Below are 18,015 nucleotides of genomic sequence, written 5' to 3'. Positions count from 1 at the left end.
TGTTATAAATACATTCATAGTCTAAAAAAATACTGGAGTATACATCCATGTCAAACATGCAACTCGACACTCTAAGACGCATTGTCCAAGAGATTAATGCGTCCGTGAGTTTGCATGAATCGTTAGACATTATGGTCAATCAGGTTGCTGAGGCCATGAAAGTGGATGTTTGCTCTATTTATTTACTCGATGAACGCAATCAACGTTATGTATTGATGGCCTCAAAAGGCTTAAATCCAGAATCTGTTGGGCATGTTTCATTGCAGTTAGGTGAAGGCTTGGTGGGTCTGGTTGGGCAACGTGAAGAAATTGTTAACCTTGACAATGCGCCAAAGCACGAACGCTTTTTGTATTTACCTGAAACGGGCGAAGAAATTTATAACTCATTCCTTGGCGTACCCGTCATGTATCGCCGTAAGGTTATGGGTGTTTTAGTTGTCCAAAATCGGCTTCCTCAAGATTTTAGTGAAGCGGCCGAATCATTTTTAGTCACCTTATGTGCACAGCTCTCAGGTGTTATTGCACATGCGCATGCGGTTGGAAATATTGACGTATTTCGTAAGCCAAGCAATGGGCCTGCCTATAAGACCTTCCAAGGCGTTTCCGGTGCAGGTGGGGTGGCTTTAGGTCGCGCTATTATTTTATATCCGCCTGCCGACTTAGGTTCAGTACCTGACCGTGAAGCAGAAGATATCAGCGATGAACTCCGCATTTTAGATCAAGCTATTTCATCGGTACGTTCAGAGATTCGTTCTTTAGATGAAAAAATGCATGACTCGCTCATGGCAGAAGAACGGGCTTTGTTTAGCGTATTCTTAAGAATGCTAGATGAAAATGCCTTACCTGCAGAAATTAAAGAACTGATCCGTGATGGGCATTGGGCACAAGGTGCGGTGCGCCGTGTAATTGAAAAACACACTGCCCTATTTGCACAAATGGAGGACGATTATCTTCGTGAACGCGTTTCTGACCTTAAAGACTTAGGGCGACGTATTCTAGCGTGCTTACAAGAAGAAGATTCGAGCCACCGTGAACTTAGCCCAGACAGTATTTTAATTGGTGAAGAAATTAGTACCGCAGCGCTAGTAGAATTACCAGTAGATAATATCGCAGCGATTGTGACGTCAGAAGGCGCAGCTAATTCGCATATGGTGATTGTTGCCCGTGCATTAGGTATTCCAACGGTTGTCGGCGTAACCGAACTGCCTGTAAATACGCTTGATGATGCAGAAATGATTGTGGATGCCTATCAGGGCCGTGTTTTTGTGAACCCTCCACGTCGTTTACGTCAACGTTATAAAGAAATTCAAAAAGAAGACGAGCAAATCGCAAAAGATCTCAAACAATATGAGACCAAAGAAGCGATTACACCAGACGGTGTCTCTGTTCAACTGTTTGTGAACACGGGCCTTATGATTGATGTAGTCCGCGGTGTACAACGTGGCGCTCAAGGTGTGGGTTTGTACCGTAGTGAAATTCCATTCATGTTACGGGAACGTTTCCCAGGTGAAGAAGAACAACGTGCCATCTATCGCCAACAGTTGAGTCACTTTGCCAATAAGCCGGTAGTCATGCGTACCCTCGATATTGGTGCCGATAAAGACTTACCTTACTTCAGTATTGAAGAAGAGAACTCGGCATTAGGGTGGCGCGGTATTCGTTTCACGCTCGATCATCCGGAGATTTTCTCAGCACAAATCCGAGCAATGCTCAAAGCCAGTATTGGTTTAAATAATTTGCACATCCTATTGCCAATGGTAACGACAGTAAGTGAAGTCGAAGAAGTACTTTATTTACTTGAGCGTGACTGGATTGCAGTGCAAGAAGAAGAACAAGTTAAAATTACCAAACCAAAAATCGGGATTATGGTTGAGGTACCGAGTGTACTGCTACAAATTGATGAGTTCGCCGAACTTGTCGATTTCTTCTCGGTTGGTTCAAATGACTTAACTCAATACTTACTTGCTGTGGACCGTAATAATCCGCATGTCGCAAACGTCTATTCACACTTCCATCCGTCTATTTTGCGGGCTTTAACTCGACTCGTGAAGGAATGCCATAAATACCAAAAACCGGTAAGTATTTGTGGTGAGATGGCGGGTGATCCGTTATCGGCGATCTTACTGATGGCCATGGGCTTCAATACCCTTTCGATGAGTTCAAGTAACATCTTGCGTGTCCGAAAAGCAATTTGCCATGTCCCAATGTCAGATGCCCAAAAGCTGCTTGATGATGTCATGAAAATGAATAATCCGCTTATTGTAAAAAGCTGGCTTGAGTACTACTTTAAAACTCACGGTCTAGCCGATATGGTTAAATCTAACCGCCTTGTAAGCGTATAAATATTTAAAAAAGGAGAGTCAAAAAGCTCTCCTTTTTCAATTCATCTATTTTTCAATTCATCTATTTTTAAATTTTCTCTTCATTTTTAAGCTGCCACTTAGCGGACTCCTGATCTTTAATTCCCCAAAAATCGGTTTTACCAATTAATATGGACAATTTAATCCATTTGAAAAATAAACAATCAGATTCTAGTATATTTAAAGAACGAAATTGAAAGATATTGCGATGTTTCAATGATTAAGGAGCTCATGCCATGCGTCATTATTTGCAAAATTTGAACCATTTTCCCTCTTGTTTTTTAGCCTTCATGCAGTAAATTGAAGGAATAATAAACAAAGGAAACTCATGTATTGTTGAATAAAACTGATGAGCTGACATAACAGTGAAAAATTTTTAAAACGGTTTCTCTCACCATTTGTTCTCTCATTTCTTTATTCGATACGCATCATTTTTTAACCCAGAAGTCCAGGAAAATGAGCCTTCATTTTTATTAAGAGCTCAATAAATATTACCCAGAGAGAATATAATCATGTCAAACGAATCAAAATGTCCTTTTTCAGGTCATAACTCAAAACCGCAAGTAACAGTCGGTGGTGGCACGGCTAATTTACACTGGTGGCCAAATCAATTACGTGTTGACTTACTTAATCAACATTCAGAACGCTCTAATCCGCTCGGTAAAGATTTTAATTACCGTCAAGAATTTAAAAAACTCGACTACTACGCACTTAAAGCCGACATCAAAAATGTATTAACCGATTCCCAAGACTGGTGGCCAGCCGACTGGGGAAATTATACGGGCTTATTTATCCGTTTAGCGTGGCATGCTGCCGGTACATATCGTATGGGCGATGGCCGTGGTGGTGCCGGTCGTGGTCAACAACGTTTTGCTCCATTAAATAGTTGGCCTGACAATGCAAGTTTAGATAAAGCACGCCGTTTACTATGGCCAGTTAAACAAAAATACGGTCAAAAAATATCTTGGGCCGATTTATTTATTCTTGCCGGGAACATCGCACTTGAGTCTTCTGGTTTCCGTACCTTTGGTTTTGGTGCCGGTCGTGAAGATGTTTGGGAACCAGACAACGATGTAAACTGGGGCGATGAAAAAGAATGGTTAGCTCATCGTAACTCTGAAGCATTGGCGGGCAGTAATCTTGCTGCAACCGAAATGGGCCTAATTTATGTGAACCCTGAAGGACCACAAGCGAGTGGTGACCCACGCTCAGCAGCACCGTTTATTCGTGCCACTTTCGGCAACATGGCAATGGATGATGAAGAAATTGTTGCCTTGATTGCTGGCGGTCATACTTTAGGTAAAACTCACGGCGCTGCCTCTGCTGACCATGTCCAAGCAGACCCAGAAGGTGCACCAATTGAACAAATGGGCTTTGGTTGGGCAAACAGCTATGGCACAGGTGTCGGTAAAGATGCGATCACTTCAGGTTTAGAAGTTATTTGGTCACAAACGCCAACACAATGGAGCAATTACTTCTTTGAAAACCTCTTCAAATACGAATGGGTACAAGAACGTTCACCTGCTGGCGCAATTCAATGGGTAGCAGCAGATGCTGAAGCCATTATTCCAGATCCTTTCGACCCATCAATTAAACGTAAGCCAACGATGCTTACTACAGATTTGACCCTACGTTTTGATCCTGAGTTTGAAAAGATCTCTCGTCGTTTCCTTAACGATCCACAAGCCTTTGCCAATGCTTTTGCTCGTGCTTGGTTTAAATTAACCCACCGTGATATGGGACCAAAAGCACGTTATTTAGGTCCAGAAGTTCCTGCTGAAGATTTAATTTGGCAAGATCCATTACCTGCTGCTAGCGCTACACCATCTTCTGCAAGCATTGCTGATGCAAAAGCAAAAATCGTTGCTCTAGGGTTATCTGCTGGTGAGTTGGTTTCCCTTGCATGGGCATCTGCATCAACATTCCGTGGTGGAGATAAACGTGGTGGTGCAAACGGTGCACGTATTGCTTTATCACCACAACGTGAGTGGGAAGTAAACAAAAAAGCTGTTGAGACTTTAACTAAAATTGAAGAGCTCAAGGCATCAACCCTATTGTCATTGGCGGATTTAATCGTGTTAGCTGGTAATGTTGGTGTAGAGCAAGCTGCTCAAGCGGCAGGTTTCAATATTACCGTTCCGTTTGCCCCTGGTCGTGTTGACGCATTACAAAGTCAAACCGATGTTGAATCATTCCAATTACTGCTCGGTCTTGCTGACGGTTTCAGAAATTGGAAAAAACAGGGAGTCAACACACCAGCTGAAGTCTTATTAATTGATAAAGCACAACAACTGACTTTGACTGCACCAGAGTTAACTGCATTGATTGGTGGTTTACGTGTACTGGGCACTAACTGGGATGGTTCTCAACATGGTGTCTTCACTCAGCAAGTTGGTGTACTCAGCACAGACTTCTTCACAAACTTACTCGACATGTCGAATGTATGGGCACCTGTTGATTCAACAAGTGAAGTATTTGAAGGTAAAGACCGTAAATCAGGCACAGTGAAATTTACCGCAACACGTAATGATTTAGTCTTTGGTTCGAATTCTATCTTACGTGCATTAGCAGAGGTTTATGCTCAGGCAGATGGTAAAGAAAAATTTATTCAAGACTTTGTTGCTGCATGGACTAAAGTCATGAATCTTGACCGTTTTGACTTAGCTTAATTTAAGCCAAAATAATAAAAAGCCAGTTCAAATTGAACTGGCTTTTTTAATACAAAACAATGAATTTTAGACAGTCAATTTATGCCCTTCTCGAATGCAATAAAAAGGATTAGCAAGCTTTGATGAAGCTTTAATGGCTTGAGCTAATGCATGTTCAGGATCTTCACGCCCCTCATCCGTTAACTGAAAAGTTCGATAGTGAATTGCCACCGACCGATGTGCTTGTAAATCTAGATGCGCATGAACTGCATCTTGCGGATTCATATGAACATAGCTCATTAATTTACGAGGTTCATAAGCTCCGATTGGAAGTAAGGCCACACGCGGCGCGCCATAGCGCGTATGAATTTGTTTGAAGTGGCCCGCATAACCGGTATCACCCGCAAAAAAACAATGTCCTGTTTTCGCCAAAACCGAAAAACCGCCCCAAAGTGCCTTATTTTGGTCACGTAAACCCCGCCCCGAGCCATGCTGAGCAGGTGTATAAACAATTCTTAATTCGTGATAAGGAATTTCCTGCCACCAATCCATTTCAATTACATGGAACTCTTTAGGTAAGTAAAATCCGTTGCCAAGCCCTGTATAAATCGGCATAGCAAACTTCTTATGAAGCCACTCAAGCGTTGCTAAATCCATGTGGTCATAATGGTTATGGCTCAACAATACCCCATGAATGGTAGGTAACTGTTCTAAAGCAAAACCCGCTGGGCATACACGGCGTGGACCACGGCCATGTAAAGGACTTGCGTAGTCACACCATACCGGATCGGTAATAAAGTTATAAGGTCCAATTTGAATGAGTACCGTAGCATGCCCTACAAACCAAACTTGCCAATCATCTAAATCCGCATGTGGACGGTTTTGTGGTAAAGCAATTGGTGTATTAACACGTACATCATATTCATTCTGAATATCAACATTCCAAGTATAAGACTCACGAGTGACTAACCAACGCAATAACTCTTTCGATCCTCGTGCAGGCGATCTAGGCTGCTGATTATAAAAACGGGTGTCATTTTCATGGCCCAGTTCAGGATGACAAAAAGGTGGTTTTATCCATGTATGCGTCCAACAGGACTGAGTCGGCAATTGATAAGTTAATGTCGGCTTGTCTTTCATGGGCTTATTCTATGGTTGTAGCATCAGGAGGATGAATCATTCAGTTTTCTATCTTAGCGATTTAAATAAATTAAGCTATGACACTTACACTTATTTATCATATAAATATCCCTTTTATTTTTGTCACAGCCGACATAGATCAATCTAAAGTGCCACAAAAAAATGTTTAGATGTGTTGAGTTTGTGATTCGTTAATTACTATTCTTATTAAAAGCTACTGTATAACATAACAATAGAATATAATAAGCAAAGAATTACAGCAGAGGTGAGCTAATTTCTTTGTGGTTAATCTCTTATTTTTAAAACTGCTCAATTTTATCAATTTTGCTTCATATATAAACTATTAAACCAAGCAGCACATGCACTGAAAAAACTAAAAAATATAGCAAGATGAACCGAAACATTTATTAACAAAATACTCCTTACACATTTTTTGTTAGAAATTAAGATTCTCAATTGTTAAATTAACAATACTTTTTTTCATAATATGAGAAAACTTTAAGTGAATTTCTGAAAAGTAATTTAAATTTCTTTTCTAAATTTAAAATCACTTTGGTTATGAATATGAATTAATATATTTTACAAATTAATAATTAAATAAAATTTCATATTAATTTCATAATGATTTATAAATTTTCATTTATTTTATAAATACCTAAAGCACCTTCACGCTATATAGTTTTATGCTTTATACTTTGCTTAAATCATAGTAAGACATTTTTTGGATTAGTCTTATGGAATTACGCCATCTTCGATATTTCATTACAGTTGCTGAAGAATTAAATTTTAGTAAGGCCGCTCTCAAACTCTATACTGCTCAACCCTCCCTTAGCCAACAAATTAAAGATTTAGAAGAAGATGTCGGGGTACGACTTTTAAACCGCACAAAACGTAAAGTTGAGTTAACAGAAGAAGGTGAAGTATTTTTAGAGCATGCCCGTTTAACGCTTGCTCAAGCTGATAAAGCAGTAGCGATGGCCCGCCAAGTCTCAAAGGCTAAACAACAATTATTACGTATCGGTTTCGTCCCCATCGCAGAAATGAAAATTTTTCCATACGTACTTCCAAATCTGCGCTTACAACACCCTGACCTCACCATTGAATTATCAAGTTTAAATAATGCTGAGCAACTCAAAGCCTTAAAAAGAGGTGAACTCGACATCACGTTTACCCGTGATAATACTGAAAATGATGAAATCCAAAGCCAATTTGTCTTAACAGAACCTTTAATTTTTTTATTACCAAGAAACCATCCACTTGCGAAATATGACCGTATTCCGGTCAAAGCTTTGCATGGTATTGATTTTATTATTCCGGCAGCTGAGCAATCTAATACACTACACAATACAATTTTAGAGTTTACTAAAACTCATGGTATTGACCTCAATATTGTACAAAAGGCCGATAGCATTTTACTTAATATAAACTCTATTGGTTCAGGCTTAGGTTGTACTATTTTACCTGCCTATGTCGCGCCTTTAGGGGTTTCTAACACTGTAGTTCGCCCTCTAGATGTCGAATTACCTTCTTTAGATTTATTTGTTAGTTATCGTAAAAATACAGAGTCAGTCGGTGTAAAAAGATTTATTGATCAACTCAACAAAGTATTTCATCTTGATAAAAATCTAGATTAAGCACTTTAGGTATATTTACGCTTATTATTAAATAATAAATGAGTTAGAAAATTTAAATGTATGTATAAATAAATGAAATTAAAATTTATTTAATATCTTTTATCGATTAATTAATTTGAGATAATTTTTATTATATTTTAGATTGTCACACTTAATAAAAACAAAAATGACGATCTAAAGTATAAAGGTTATATAAAACCTAATGTTAAATTAACCAAACAGTAAAAAAATATATTTAAGATAACAGCAAGGAGAGTTAACAAGATGGTTGGACTATTTCAGCATTTAGGACGTAGTGTACAAAACCGCCCTCACTTCTTTATTGCTTTAATTTTTGGAGTGATTGTTGCAAGTTTATTAGCATGGCTCACTTCATGGAAATGGTCTACCATTTTATTAGCAAGCTGGAATGGCTCGATCAGTTTATATTTACTCCATGTCTGGAAACTGATGAGAAGTGCCGACCATTCACAAATGCAACAGCAAGCCAAAAAACAGGACGAAAGTAAATGGGTCATTATGCTCATTGTTTTATTGGCCATCACAATGAGTCTAGTTGCGATTTTGGTACAACTTTCCCAGCTCCCTTCTGGGCATTATGAAAAGTTAGGACATGTAGCGTTAGCTTTACTTACCATTATTTCAGCATGGCTTTTCATGCATACCGTTTTCGCATTGCATTACGCCCATGACTTTTATATGGCTCTATCCAGAAATGAAGAGAACGGTGGGTTAGACTTCCCGGGTACCGAACATCCGACCTACCCTGACTTCTTATATTTTAGCTATATCATTGGCACCTCAGCACAAACCGCCGATGTTTCAATTACCAACAAACATATGCGTCTTTTAAACTTATTTCATGCTGTATTATCTTTTGGCTTCAACACGACCATTTTAGCGATTTGTATTAACGTTGCTGCTGGCTTTCTTACTAACTAGAACCTTTATTAAAAAACAAAAAAGCCCCATTTTGGGGGCTTTTAAGAATAATTATACTTACAACAGTTGGCCCATACTGCTTTGTTTTAAGCCTTCGCGCTGTTTGATCGTTTCAACATAACGTGTAATAACTGGGTGCGATTCAATCGTTTTCATTTTTAATTGCCATAATAGCATGGCTCCAACACTTACATCTGCAGCGGTAAATTGTTCACCACATACATACGGATTTGCTTCACTCAGTCCTTGAACTAAAGCTTGATAAGCATCGTTATAATCACCATAACCCACAAACATTTTTTGCTCAGGTGAGATCTCTATTCCTAAAGCTTTATCGACACCAGCAGCTTCCCAAGGACCCGCCATCATAAAAAGCCAACGATAGTACAAACCACGTTTCGGATCATCTAAAGCAGGTGCCAAACCTTTGTCACTAAATTTGTCTGCCAGATATGCACAAATTGCACCTAATTCATAAATAACGACATCGCCATCTACCAATACAGGCACTTTCCCAAACGGATTAAGCTTTAAATATTCTGGTGATTTCATCTCGGTTCGGTATGCTACTTCAATACGTTCACATTCCACGCCAAGCTCAACCAAAAGCCAGTCTATAACGACACCACGCGATTCATTGTTAGTATAAAGTTTAAGACTCATTCTTATTGCTCCTTGTTTATCGTGATTCCTAGTCTACAAATACCTTTTGTCAGTTTTTGTCAGTAGTCCTTTGCATTTCTTGTTTCCACCATCTTTGAAACAGATGTTTTTTAAATTCAGGATATATTTCCTCACTCATTTGCAAGTCATGAATACGATCTATCCGAAAATGGCGAAAGGCCTGCCGTAATTCACACCAAGCAGCAAGTACAACTTTGTCATGTAAATACCCTAAAGCAAAAGGCCAAAGAGAACGTTGACTTATACGCTTGTGTTCATCGCAATAATCGACTTTGATCTTTACTTGTTTACGAATCGCTAAACGTACTTGTTCTACTAAAGCTTCATCAACCGGATGCCAGTAATGTGTAACGCCTAGCGTCATGTCATCGATCAAATATTTCCGGTGCTCTGGTAAAACCGCATAAAGTTTGGAATAGATTGAAACAGCTGCCGATTTCATTGCCTGATCTGGAACGTCTTTCAACCACTCTAAAGCTAAAAATAGAGCCTCGGCTTCATTCTCATTAAAAGTAACCGGTGGTAATAAAATATCTTCTTTAAGCTGAAACCCCAAACCAGCCGATGCATCTATTCTGACACCTTGAGCACGTAAACTATCAATATCACGGTAAATGCTGCGAATACTAATTCCCAAGCGTTCAGCCAAGACTTGAGCAGTAACGGGATAACGAGATTCACGGAGTTGCTGTAAAAGATTTAATAGACGAATAGAGCGGCTCATTTTTTCTCTTCTTATTGTTCTTTAGTTTTAAAAATAAGGAGGAATAAATTCCTCCCTCTTACATCATTTTAAATTACGCTACGTCTACAGTAGATAACTTTGCATACTCTCTTAAAAAGTTGTGCAGCTCAGGTACATCTTTAGCAATGGTTAAAGGCTGGAACTGTTGTAGAACTTCGACCGAGTGCACTCCATAGCCCACCCCAATACGAGGCATACCTAAACGCTGAGCCATTTCAAGGTCATAACTACTATCACCAATCATAACTGCCTGTTCGACACTTACTCCAGTTACAGTCAAGATTTCTTGTAACATGAGCGGGTCTGGTTTTGAACGGGTTTCATTGGCTGCTCGAGTGACATCAAACAGATGAGTACTCTGTGTTTTTGCAATCACACGGTCTAATCCACGACGGTTTTTACCCGTCGCAACTGCAAGTTTTAAACCTTGAGCTTTTAAGTCATGAAGTAGTTCAGAAATACCTTCAAACCATGCATCATTTGTCGAGTTGGCAATATAGTGATCGCCATATGCTTTTAAAATCGAATCATGCAAATCAGGTACGTCTGGAAATAAGGTCTGCATCACTTCCGGCAAACCTAAACCGATAATACTCTTTGCGGCTTCATCAGTCAGAGTTAACTTATGCTCTTCTGCCGCATGCTGTAAACTTGCAACAATCTGACCAACAGAATTATATAAAGTACCATCCCAGTCAAAAATCACTAATTCGGTTTTCAGACTCATTTTGCTACTCTCAAAGCCTCTAATAACTGGGTCATGTCTTCTGGCAACGGTGCTTCAATCGTTGGATAACCCGGAATATCCAAACGCATGGCATGTAAACACAAACGGCGTGCTTCAGGCCCCGTATATGCAGTGTTGTGCCCATATTTATCATCGCCCACCAACGGATGTCCAATACTTAAACCATGTACACGAATTTGATGGGTACGCCCTGATAAAGGAGATGCATGAACTAAAGTGGCATTTTTAAAGCGCTCTGCAACTACCCATTCGGTTTTACTTGGCTTACCTTCTTTAGATACACGTACACGACGTTCGCCATTGGCTAACTCATAACGAAATAAAGGAGCATCAATGAGCTGTTTATCAAGACTCACCTGACCTTTTACAATCGCTGCATAGGTCTTACGAATTTTGTGTTCACGCAACATATCTTGTAGCAGTTTTAAAGTGCTACGCTTCTTACTAATCATAACTAGGCCAGAAGTATCGCGGTCAATACGGTGAATCAGTTCTAAATATTTTTTACCTGTTGCCGCACGTAGTGCCTCAATCAAACCATAAGCCACGCCACTACCACCATGTACAGCAATACCTGATGGTTTATTTACAACTAATAGACCTTCATCTTCATAGACCACACGACTTAATAAACCTTGAGCCACACTGTCGCTTACAGGAACAGCAGTTTCATCTTTTTGTTCATAGCGAATAGGTGCAACACGAATCTGGTCCCCAATTGCAAGTTTGGTCTCGGCTTTAATACGTTTTTTATTCACGCGAACCTGACCTTCACGAATCAAACGATAAATTCGACTCTTTGGCACACCCTTTAAACGTGAAAACAGGAAATTATCGATTCGTTGTCCTGCTTGATGCTCATCCACCTCAAACCAAGTGACACTTTGCCATTGCTGTGTAGAATTCATACTAATATTTAAACCTGAAATTTTACGAAATTTGATTAATAAATGACCGATTAGCTTAGTTTTTTCACAAGAAATCTAAGCTTAGCCCATAGGCAGATGCTGCAAGGTTTGATATAGTCAGCGCACGGATACCACCGTAAGTGAACATCTAAAGGGAAATTTCCCTGATTGAAACCTCAATCAAAATGATGCTTTCATCACCAGCTCGGACAGGTCCTAAAGAATTATGCCGACGCCGAAGGCTTATTATATCGGCAAAATGACAAACTGTTGCGTTTAATTCAGTTTGTTCAAAAAAATATGTTACCAACTCTAGTTGGTTATGGAACGTAAACTGATACACATCAGACAAATCGCTCCTTAATGTTGCCTTCAGGCTAAAGCGTTGATGCATTGGAACTGCCGAAAGCACCGATACGATGAGCATTCCGTATCAAACTTCCAAAAAGAAGTCACTTCGCGCCCAATGACAGTGAAAGTCATTAACCAATGCACCGCTCACCCGCCAGTGAAGCAAAAAGGAATTCCGATTTAAAGGTTGAAGCAGTATTGCCTACATCACAGACGAGAATCGAAGCTAAGGCTAAATGTAGCCGGTAACAGATGACTCAGACCACAAGTATTTTGAGATCTGGGAAATGATCCGTCATGTTCGATGTTCGTTCAGAACCTTTAAGTTTGTTTGGTTTGTTTGTGTGAGTCACTATTAGGTGTCACACCCATGAAACGTATGTTGATTAATGCAACTCATGCCGAAGAAGTTCGCGTTGCACTTATCACTGGTAATCGTCTTTACGATTTTGATTTAGAGAATCGTACCCGAGAACAGAAAAAATCCAATATCTATAAAGGCCATGTCACCCGCGTAGAACCATCTTTAGAAGCTGTTTTTGTTGAATATGGCGCAGGTCGTCAAGGCTTCTTGTCTATGCGTGAAATTGCGAACAGCTATTTTCAGGCAGACCCACGTCAAACTTCAAACATTCGTGAACTTATTACTGAAGGCACAGAGCTTTTAGTTCAGGTTGAAAAAGAAGAACGTGGTAATAAAGGTGCAGCACTTTCTACGTTTATTTCCCTTGCAGGCCGTTATTTAGTTCTTATGCCAAATAACCCGAAAGGTGGTGGCATTAGCCGTCAAATTTCAGGTTCAGTACGTGAAGAATTAAAAGAAATTTTAGCTTCTTTAAATGTACCTCGTGGTATGAGCGTGATTGTTCGTACTGCCGGTATTGGGCGTACTCAAGAAGAATTACAGCTCGATTTACAACACTTACTTGACCTTTGGGCACAAATCCAAGGTACAGCGAGCTCAGGCCCTTCTCCGATGCTTGTTCATCAAGAAGCGGGTGTAGTAACACGTGCAATTCGTGATTACTTACGTGATGACGTTGCTGAAATCTTAATTGATAGCGAACAAGCTTATAACGAAGCATATAACTTTGTTAAAGCAGTGATGCCTCGTCAATTAGACAAATTAAAAACTTATACTTTAAACGAGCCATTGTTTGCTCATTTTGGTATTGAAAGCCAAATTCAAACTGCTTATGAACGTGAAGTAAAACTTCCTTCGGGCGGTTCAATCGTCATTGACCAGACTGAAGCTTTAGTTTCAATCGATATTAACTCTGCGAAATCGACTCGCGGTCATGATGTTGAAGAAACTGCACTGAACACCAACCTTGAAGCAGCAGAAGAAATTGCTCGCCAGCTTCGTTTACGTGACATTGGCGGTTTAGTTGTTATCGACTTCATCGATATGACTAAAGAACGCAATCAACGTATGGTTGAAGCAAAACTTCGTGAAGCAACACAAAGCGATCGTGCACGTATCCAGTTCGGTCAATTGTCTCGTTTTGGCTTAATGGAAATGAGCCGTCAACGCTTACGCCCATCGCTTGAAGAAGCAACAGGTTATGTATGCCCTCGCTGTCATGGTACAGGAATGGTTCGTGACTTACGTTCGCTTTCTCTTTCAATTATGCGTAAAGTTGAAGAGATTGCACTTCGTGAACGTCATGGTGAAGTTCAGGTTGAAGTTCCAGTTGAAATTGCAGCCTTCTTGCTTAATGAAAAACGCCATAGTCTGGTGTATTTAGAGCAAACTTCTGGTGTACGTGTGACTGTATTACCACACCCACACTTAGAAACTCCACATTACGAAATTGCATATAACCCAGATGGCTTTGCTCCATCTAGCTATGAACGTACAGAAGCAACCCGTTCTAGCGAGAAAGAGTTAGGTTATGAGTCTTCTGAATGGCATTTAGAAGAAGCAGATCATGGCCATGCTCATGTAACTGCTACAGCTTCAACTCATGCTGCGGCTCAGAAAAAAGCAAATCATGCAACTCAACCTGTAGCACAACCTTCTGCTCAAAAAGCAGCAAGCCCTTGTGCATGGTTAGAAAACCTGTTTGTTCAAAAACAAGCGCAAACAGTTGACCAATCTCGTTCAGCACAAAATGCTGCTGCTGCGATTGAGCAAATGGTGAATACAGGCGCAGTAAGCCGCGGACAGTTCGGTCAAGTAGCCGTACCTGCTGTTGCAGAAGTTGCGCCAGTTCAATCAAATAACGCTTACATTTCACAGTCACCTGTGAAACAAGATGTTCGCGAACATGTTGAAAAAGATGATAAATCTCAACAACAACGTCAGAACAACAAAAAGCGTAAACATAAAGAGCAACGTGAACAACATCACCAATCCCATGAACAGCAACATCAAGTTCATGAAGAAGTGGTTCAATTGTCACGCCAAGAACAACGTGAGTTAAAACGTCAGCAAAAACGTCAACAGCAGCAAGATCAGCAACATCAAAATAATGATGTACAACACACTGAAAATGCTGTGCCACGTCGTGACCGTAATAATCAACAACGTCCAAACCGTCCAAATCGCCACCGCGATCCAAGTGTATTAAATGAAAATCAAAATACACCGGTTGTTGTTGATGAAAAACAAATTAAGGTTGATGTGATTGATGCACCTAAGCATGATGTCATGAACACTGCTTTAATCATCAATGTTGATCAAGGTCAAAGTGAGATTGTTGCACTTACACCTGAGCGTCGTCACGTTGAGCGAGTTGAAACGACTTCTACTGAAGTTGCTCAAGAGCCAACTCCAGCTCCTGTTGTAGCCGAGAAAGCTGCTGTAGTTGAAACCAAAGAAGAAGCTCAGCCAAGCCAAGAAGCTGCTCAGCCACAAATCAAACGTGCTAGCAATGACCCTCGTATGCGTCGTCGTCAGCAACGTGAGGCTAAACACGCTAAGGCAGCTGCGCCATCTATTGCGCCATCGCAAATTCCAACTTTGGCACAACACACAATCGGTAGTTTAATCCGTCATGTGTATGGTGAAGATTGCACCGTATTGATTGAACAATTTGGTCTAGTCCCAACGTTTAATCGTGCTTTGCAGAAATTTGCAGAACAGTACGCAAGTACGTTAGTGGTTGAAGTTTCTGCTGAAACAGAAGAGAAAAAGCCGGTAACTCGTGATGCAGAACTTCCAAGCCACAAACCGGCTGAAGAAGCAGAACCTGCACCAGTACTTCCGCTTACTCCGCCGCAAGCACCAGCTCCACGTGTTGCAAATGACCCGCGTGAGCGCCGTCGTTTAGCAAAACTTGCTGCGGAACAAGCATTTGAGCAAGTGAAACAACAACATTCTGCTCAAGAAGAAGTTGCTACTCCTGCTCCTATAGCAGAAGAAACCGTTGCTGCTCCAACTGCTGAAACACAAGCAACAGTTGAACCAGCACAACAACCGCTTGAACTTAATCAGTCAACTGAAGTCGTACAACCTGAAGCTGCTCCTGCAGAGGAAAAAGCTACAGAAGAAACAGTAGCTGAAGCTCCTGTGGCAAAGGAACCTGCGCCATCAAAAGCAGCAAGCAAAGCAAAAGCAGCGGCTGAAGAAACAGTAGCTCCGACTGAAGCAACAACTGATGCCGAGTCAGAAGACGTTAAGGCAGATAAGGACAAACCGAGCCGCCCTCGTCGCCCTCGTGGCCGTCCGCCAAAAAAAGCTAATCCTGTAGCTGAGTAAGCCATTTGCTCAATTGCAGCTAATTTAAACAAACCTAGTCATTTCGATGACTAGGTTTTTTTTGTTATTTTTAGCCAATTAGGTTGATTGCACTAGAAGAAAAGTTTTAAAAGCATGGTGAACCATGAAAACTATTGGACTTTTTGCCCACACAACCTTTTTTGGATTGATCGAAAAATAAATAGGATTGATATGAGCCAGACAACACAGACCGATATCATTACGCTTGGTGATGTTGCCACAAGACTTCCTAGCTTCATTCCCAAAGTACCCCATATCCTAAATGGTCTTAAACAGGCTTATTTAAGAACATCAAATACTCCAACAGGTTTGGGTATTGCTTTTGAAAAAGCTGTTAAAAGAAATCCGAAAGGCACGGCATTATTATTTGAAGATCAAAGTTATTCTTATGAAGCTTTAAATGAATGGGCAAACCAGATTTCCCATTACTACCTTTCTCTCGGAGCGCGTAAAGGGGACGTCATTGCTGTAATGATTGAAAACCGCTCTGAGCTGATTGCAACAATTGTTGGTTTAGCCAAAGTTGGTGTGACAATTGCACTTGTAAATACATCTCAAGTCGGTAAGGTTCTCGCTCATAGCATCAATCTTGTAAAACCTATTGCCGTTATTGCAGGTGAAGAAGTCCGAGCTGCTATTGATGAAATTCGTCAGGACTTAAATGTACCTAAAGACCGCTTCCACTGGTTCGCAGATCAGGCAACACGTCAAAACTCGGGTACAGCGCCTGAAGGCTATGTCAATCTTGCGGATCAAATTGATCAATTTCCAAAATTCAATCCGTCTACTACCCGCTCTGTCACTGGTAACGATGGTCTGTTCTATATCTACACATCAGGTACAACAGGTTTACCAAAGGCGGTTATTTTCAAGCACAGTCGCTGGACATTAGCGTATGGCACCTATGGACATATCTTAAACTTAGGACCAGATGACGTCATGTACGTGACCTTACCGCTTTACCATGCAACAGGCGTGGTGGTTTGCTGGTGTGGCGTTATCGCGGGCAGTGCAACACTTGCGATTCGACGTAAATATTCGACTAGCGCATTCTGGAAAGATGTTCAAAAATTTAATGCATCTGCCATTGGGTATGTTGGTGAACTTTGCCGCTACTTGATGGATGCTCCTGTTACCGAGCTTGACCGCAACCATCGTGTAACCAAAATGATTGGTAATGGTATGCGCCCAAATATCTGGGACAAGTTCAAACAACGCTTTGGTGTTAAAGAAGTACTTGAGCTTTATGCATCGAGTGAGGGCAATGTTGGATTTAGTAATATTTTCAACTTTGACAATACGGTTGGCTTCTCTCCTACTCCATATGCCATTATCCAATTCGATAAAGAGAAAAACGAGCCAATACGCGATAAAAATGGCTGGTGCCAGAAAGTAAAAGCAGGTGAAGTTGGCCTACTCATCGGGAAAATTACCAGCCGCTCGCCATTTGATGGTTACACCGACCCTGAAAAGAACAAGTCTGTGATCTGGAAAGATGTCTTCAAGAAAGGCGATTCTTATTTCAACACAGGTGATTTGGTCCGTGACATCGGCTTCCGTCATGCACAGTTCGTTGACCGTCTAGGTGATACTTTCCGATGGAAAGGTGAAAACGTATCAACGACTGAAGTTGAAAACATGGTATGCGAATACGACAAAATTGCCGAAGCTGTCGTTTATGGGGTAGAAATTCCAAATACCAATGGCCGTGCCGGTATGGCAGCGATCACTCTCGCAGATGGTGAAGAGCTAAATGATGCTGATTTAACCGAAATGGTGACCGTATTTAAGAAATGTTTACCTACCTATGCAGTACCTGTATTTTTACGTGTACAAAAAAAGGTCGAAACAACAGGTACATTTAAATATCAGAAGAATAAACTGAAGGAAGAAGCGTTTAATCCAAGCAAAACTTCTGAACGTTTACTCGCTTTATTACCTGGTGCAAGCAGTTATTGTGATATCACAACTGAAATTTTTGACAATATTCAGGCGTATAAATACCGTTTTTAGTTTATTTTTTAGCTAAACAAGAGGAAATCGTGCTTTTTATAAGCAATCATGCAAATGTTTTTAAATTTCCTCTTGTGTTAGTTGAATAACTTGCTAAAATACGCGACATCAAAACGAT

11 protein-coding genes are annotated in these 18,015 nt (G+C 40.5%); 6 read left to right on the top strand and 5 right to left on the bottom strand.

Annotated elements, in window-relative coordinates; genetic code table 11:
- Positions 1-47: 47 nt before the first annotated feature.
- Positions 48-2,342, top strand: coding sequence for a phosphoenolpyruvate--protein phosphotransferase (gene ptsP / locus MKL36_RS01765; protein ID WP_000069121.1), 2,295 nt, complete (start codon positions 48-50; stop codon positions 2,340-2,342).
- Between the two features lie 530 nt (positions 2,343-2,872).
- Positions 2,873-5,029, top strand: a complete 2,157-nt coding sequence (katG, locus tag MKL36_RS01760) for a catalase/peroxidase HPI (RefSeq protein WP_021511356.1) — start codon at positions 2,873-2,875, stop codon at positions 5,027-5,029.
- 66 nt (positions 5,030-5,095) lie between these two features.
- Here the strand turns inward: katG and MKL36_RS01755 are convergent, their stop codons facing one another.
- Positions 5,096-6,148, bottom strand: a complete 1,053-nt coding sequence (locus MKL36_RS01755; protein WP_000653392.1) for an MBL fold metallo-hydrolase — start codon at positions 6,146-6,148, stop codon at positions 5,096-5,098.
- Positions 6,149-6,882: 734 nt separating this feature from the next.
- On the opposite strand from MKL36_RS01755, the gene hcaR reads away from it, so the two are divergent.
- Both hcaR and MKL36_RS01745 read left to right on the top strand, forming a co-directional pair.
- The gene (gene hcaR, locus MKL36_RS01750) at positions 6,883-7,782 is read left to right on the top strand and encodes a DNA-binding transcriptional regulator HcaR (protein WP_000423241.1); all 900 of its coding nucleotides are present in this window, start codon (positions 6,883-6,885) and stop codon (positions 7,780-7,782) included.
- 264 nt (positions 7,783-8,046) lie between these two features.
- Positions 8,047-8,724, top strand: coding sequence for a DUF1345 domain-containing protein (locus MKL36_RS01745; protein WP_000232915.1), 678 nt, complete (start codon positions 8,047-8,049; stop codon positions 8,722-8,724).
- 57 nt (positions 8,725-8,781) lie between these two features.
- On the opposite strand, the gene MKL36_RS01740 is transcribed toward MKL36_RS01745, so the two are convergent.
- The 4 genes from MKL36_RS01740 to MKL36_RS01725 form a co-directional block, all read right to left on the bottom strand.
- Positions 8,782-9,387, bottom strand: a complete 606-nt coding sequence (locus MKL36_RS01740; RefSeq protein ID WP_000053848.1) for a glutathione S-transferase family protein — start codon at positions 9,385-9,387, stop codon at positions 8,782-8,784.
- A gap of 49 nt (positions 9,388-9,436) precedes the next feature.
- Positions 9,437-10,132, bottom strand: coding sequence for a helix-turn-helix transcriptional regulator (locus MKL36_RS01735; protein WP_000091415.1), 696 nt, complete (start codon positions 10,130-10,132; stop codon positions 9,437-9,439).
- Between the two features lie 73 nt (positions 10,133-10,205).
- Complete coding sequence (locus MKL36_RS01730; RefSeq protein ID WP_005112194.1) at positions 10,206-10,880, bottom strand: HAD-IA family hydrolase; 675 nt, start codon at positions 10,878-10,880, stop codon at positions 10,206-10,208.
- Positions 10,877-11,809: an RluA family pseudouridine synthase gene (locus tag MKL36_RS01725; RefSeq protein ID WP_001089412.1), complete on the bottom strand. Its 933-nt coding sequence runs from the start codon at positions 11,807-11,809 to the stop codon at positions 10,877-10,879. The genes MKL36_RS01730 and MKL36_RS01725 overlap by 4 nt, the downstream gene beginning before the upstream one ends.
- Before the next feature lie 721 nt (positions 11,810-12,530).
- On the opposite strand from MKL36_RS01725, the gene MKL36_RS01720 reads away from it, so the two are divergent.
- Positions 12,531-15,863 (top strand): Rne/Rng family ribonuclease, encoded by a 3,333-nt coding sequence (locus MKL36_RS01720; RefSeq protein WP_021511357.1) that lies wholly within the window; start codon positions 12,531-12,533, stop codon positions 15,861-15,863.
- 192 nt (positions 15,864-16,055) lie between these two features.
- Positions 16,056-17,897: a long-chain-acyl-CoA synthetase gene (locus MKL36_RS01715; protein ID WP_000084326.1), complete on the top strand. Its 1,842-nt coding sequence runs from the start codon at positions 16,056-16,058 to the stop codon at positions 17,895-17,897.
- Positions 17,898-18,015: the final 118 nt, after the last annotated feature.

Source organism: Acinetobacter sp. AOR12_HL (assembly GCF_027855275.1).
Taxonomy (GTDB): Bacteria; Pseudomonadota; Gammaproteobacteria; order Pseudomonadales; family Moraxellaceae; genus Acinetobacter; species Acinetobacter baumannii.
This window is presented reverse-complemented; position numbering and strand designations above follow the sequence as displayed.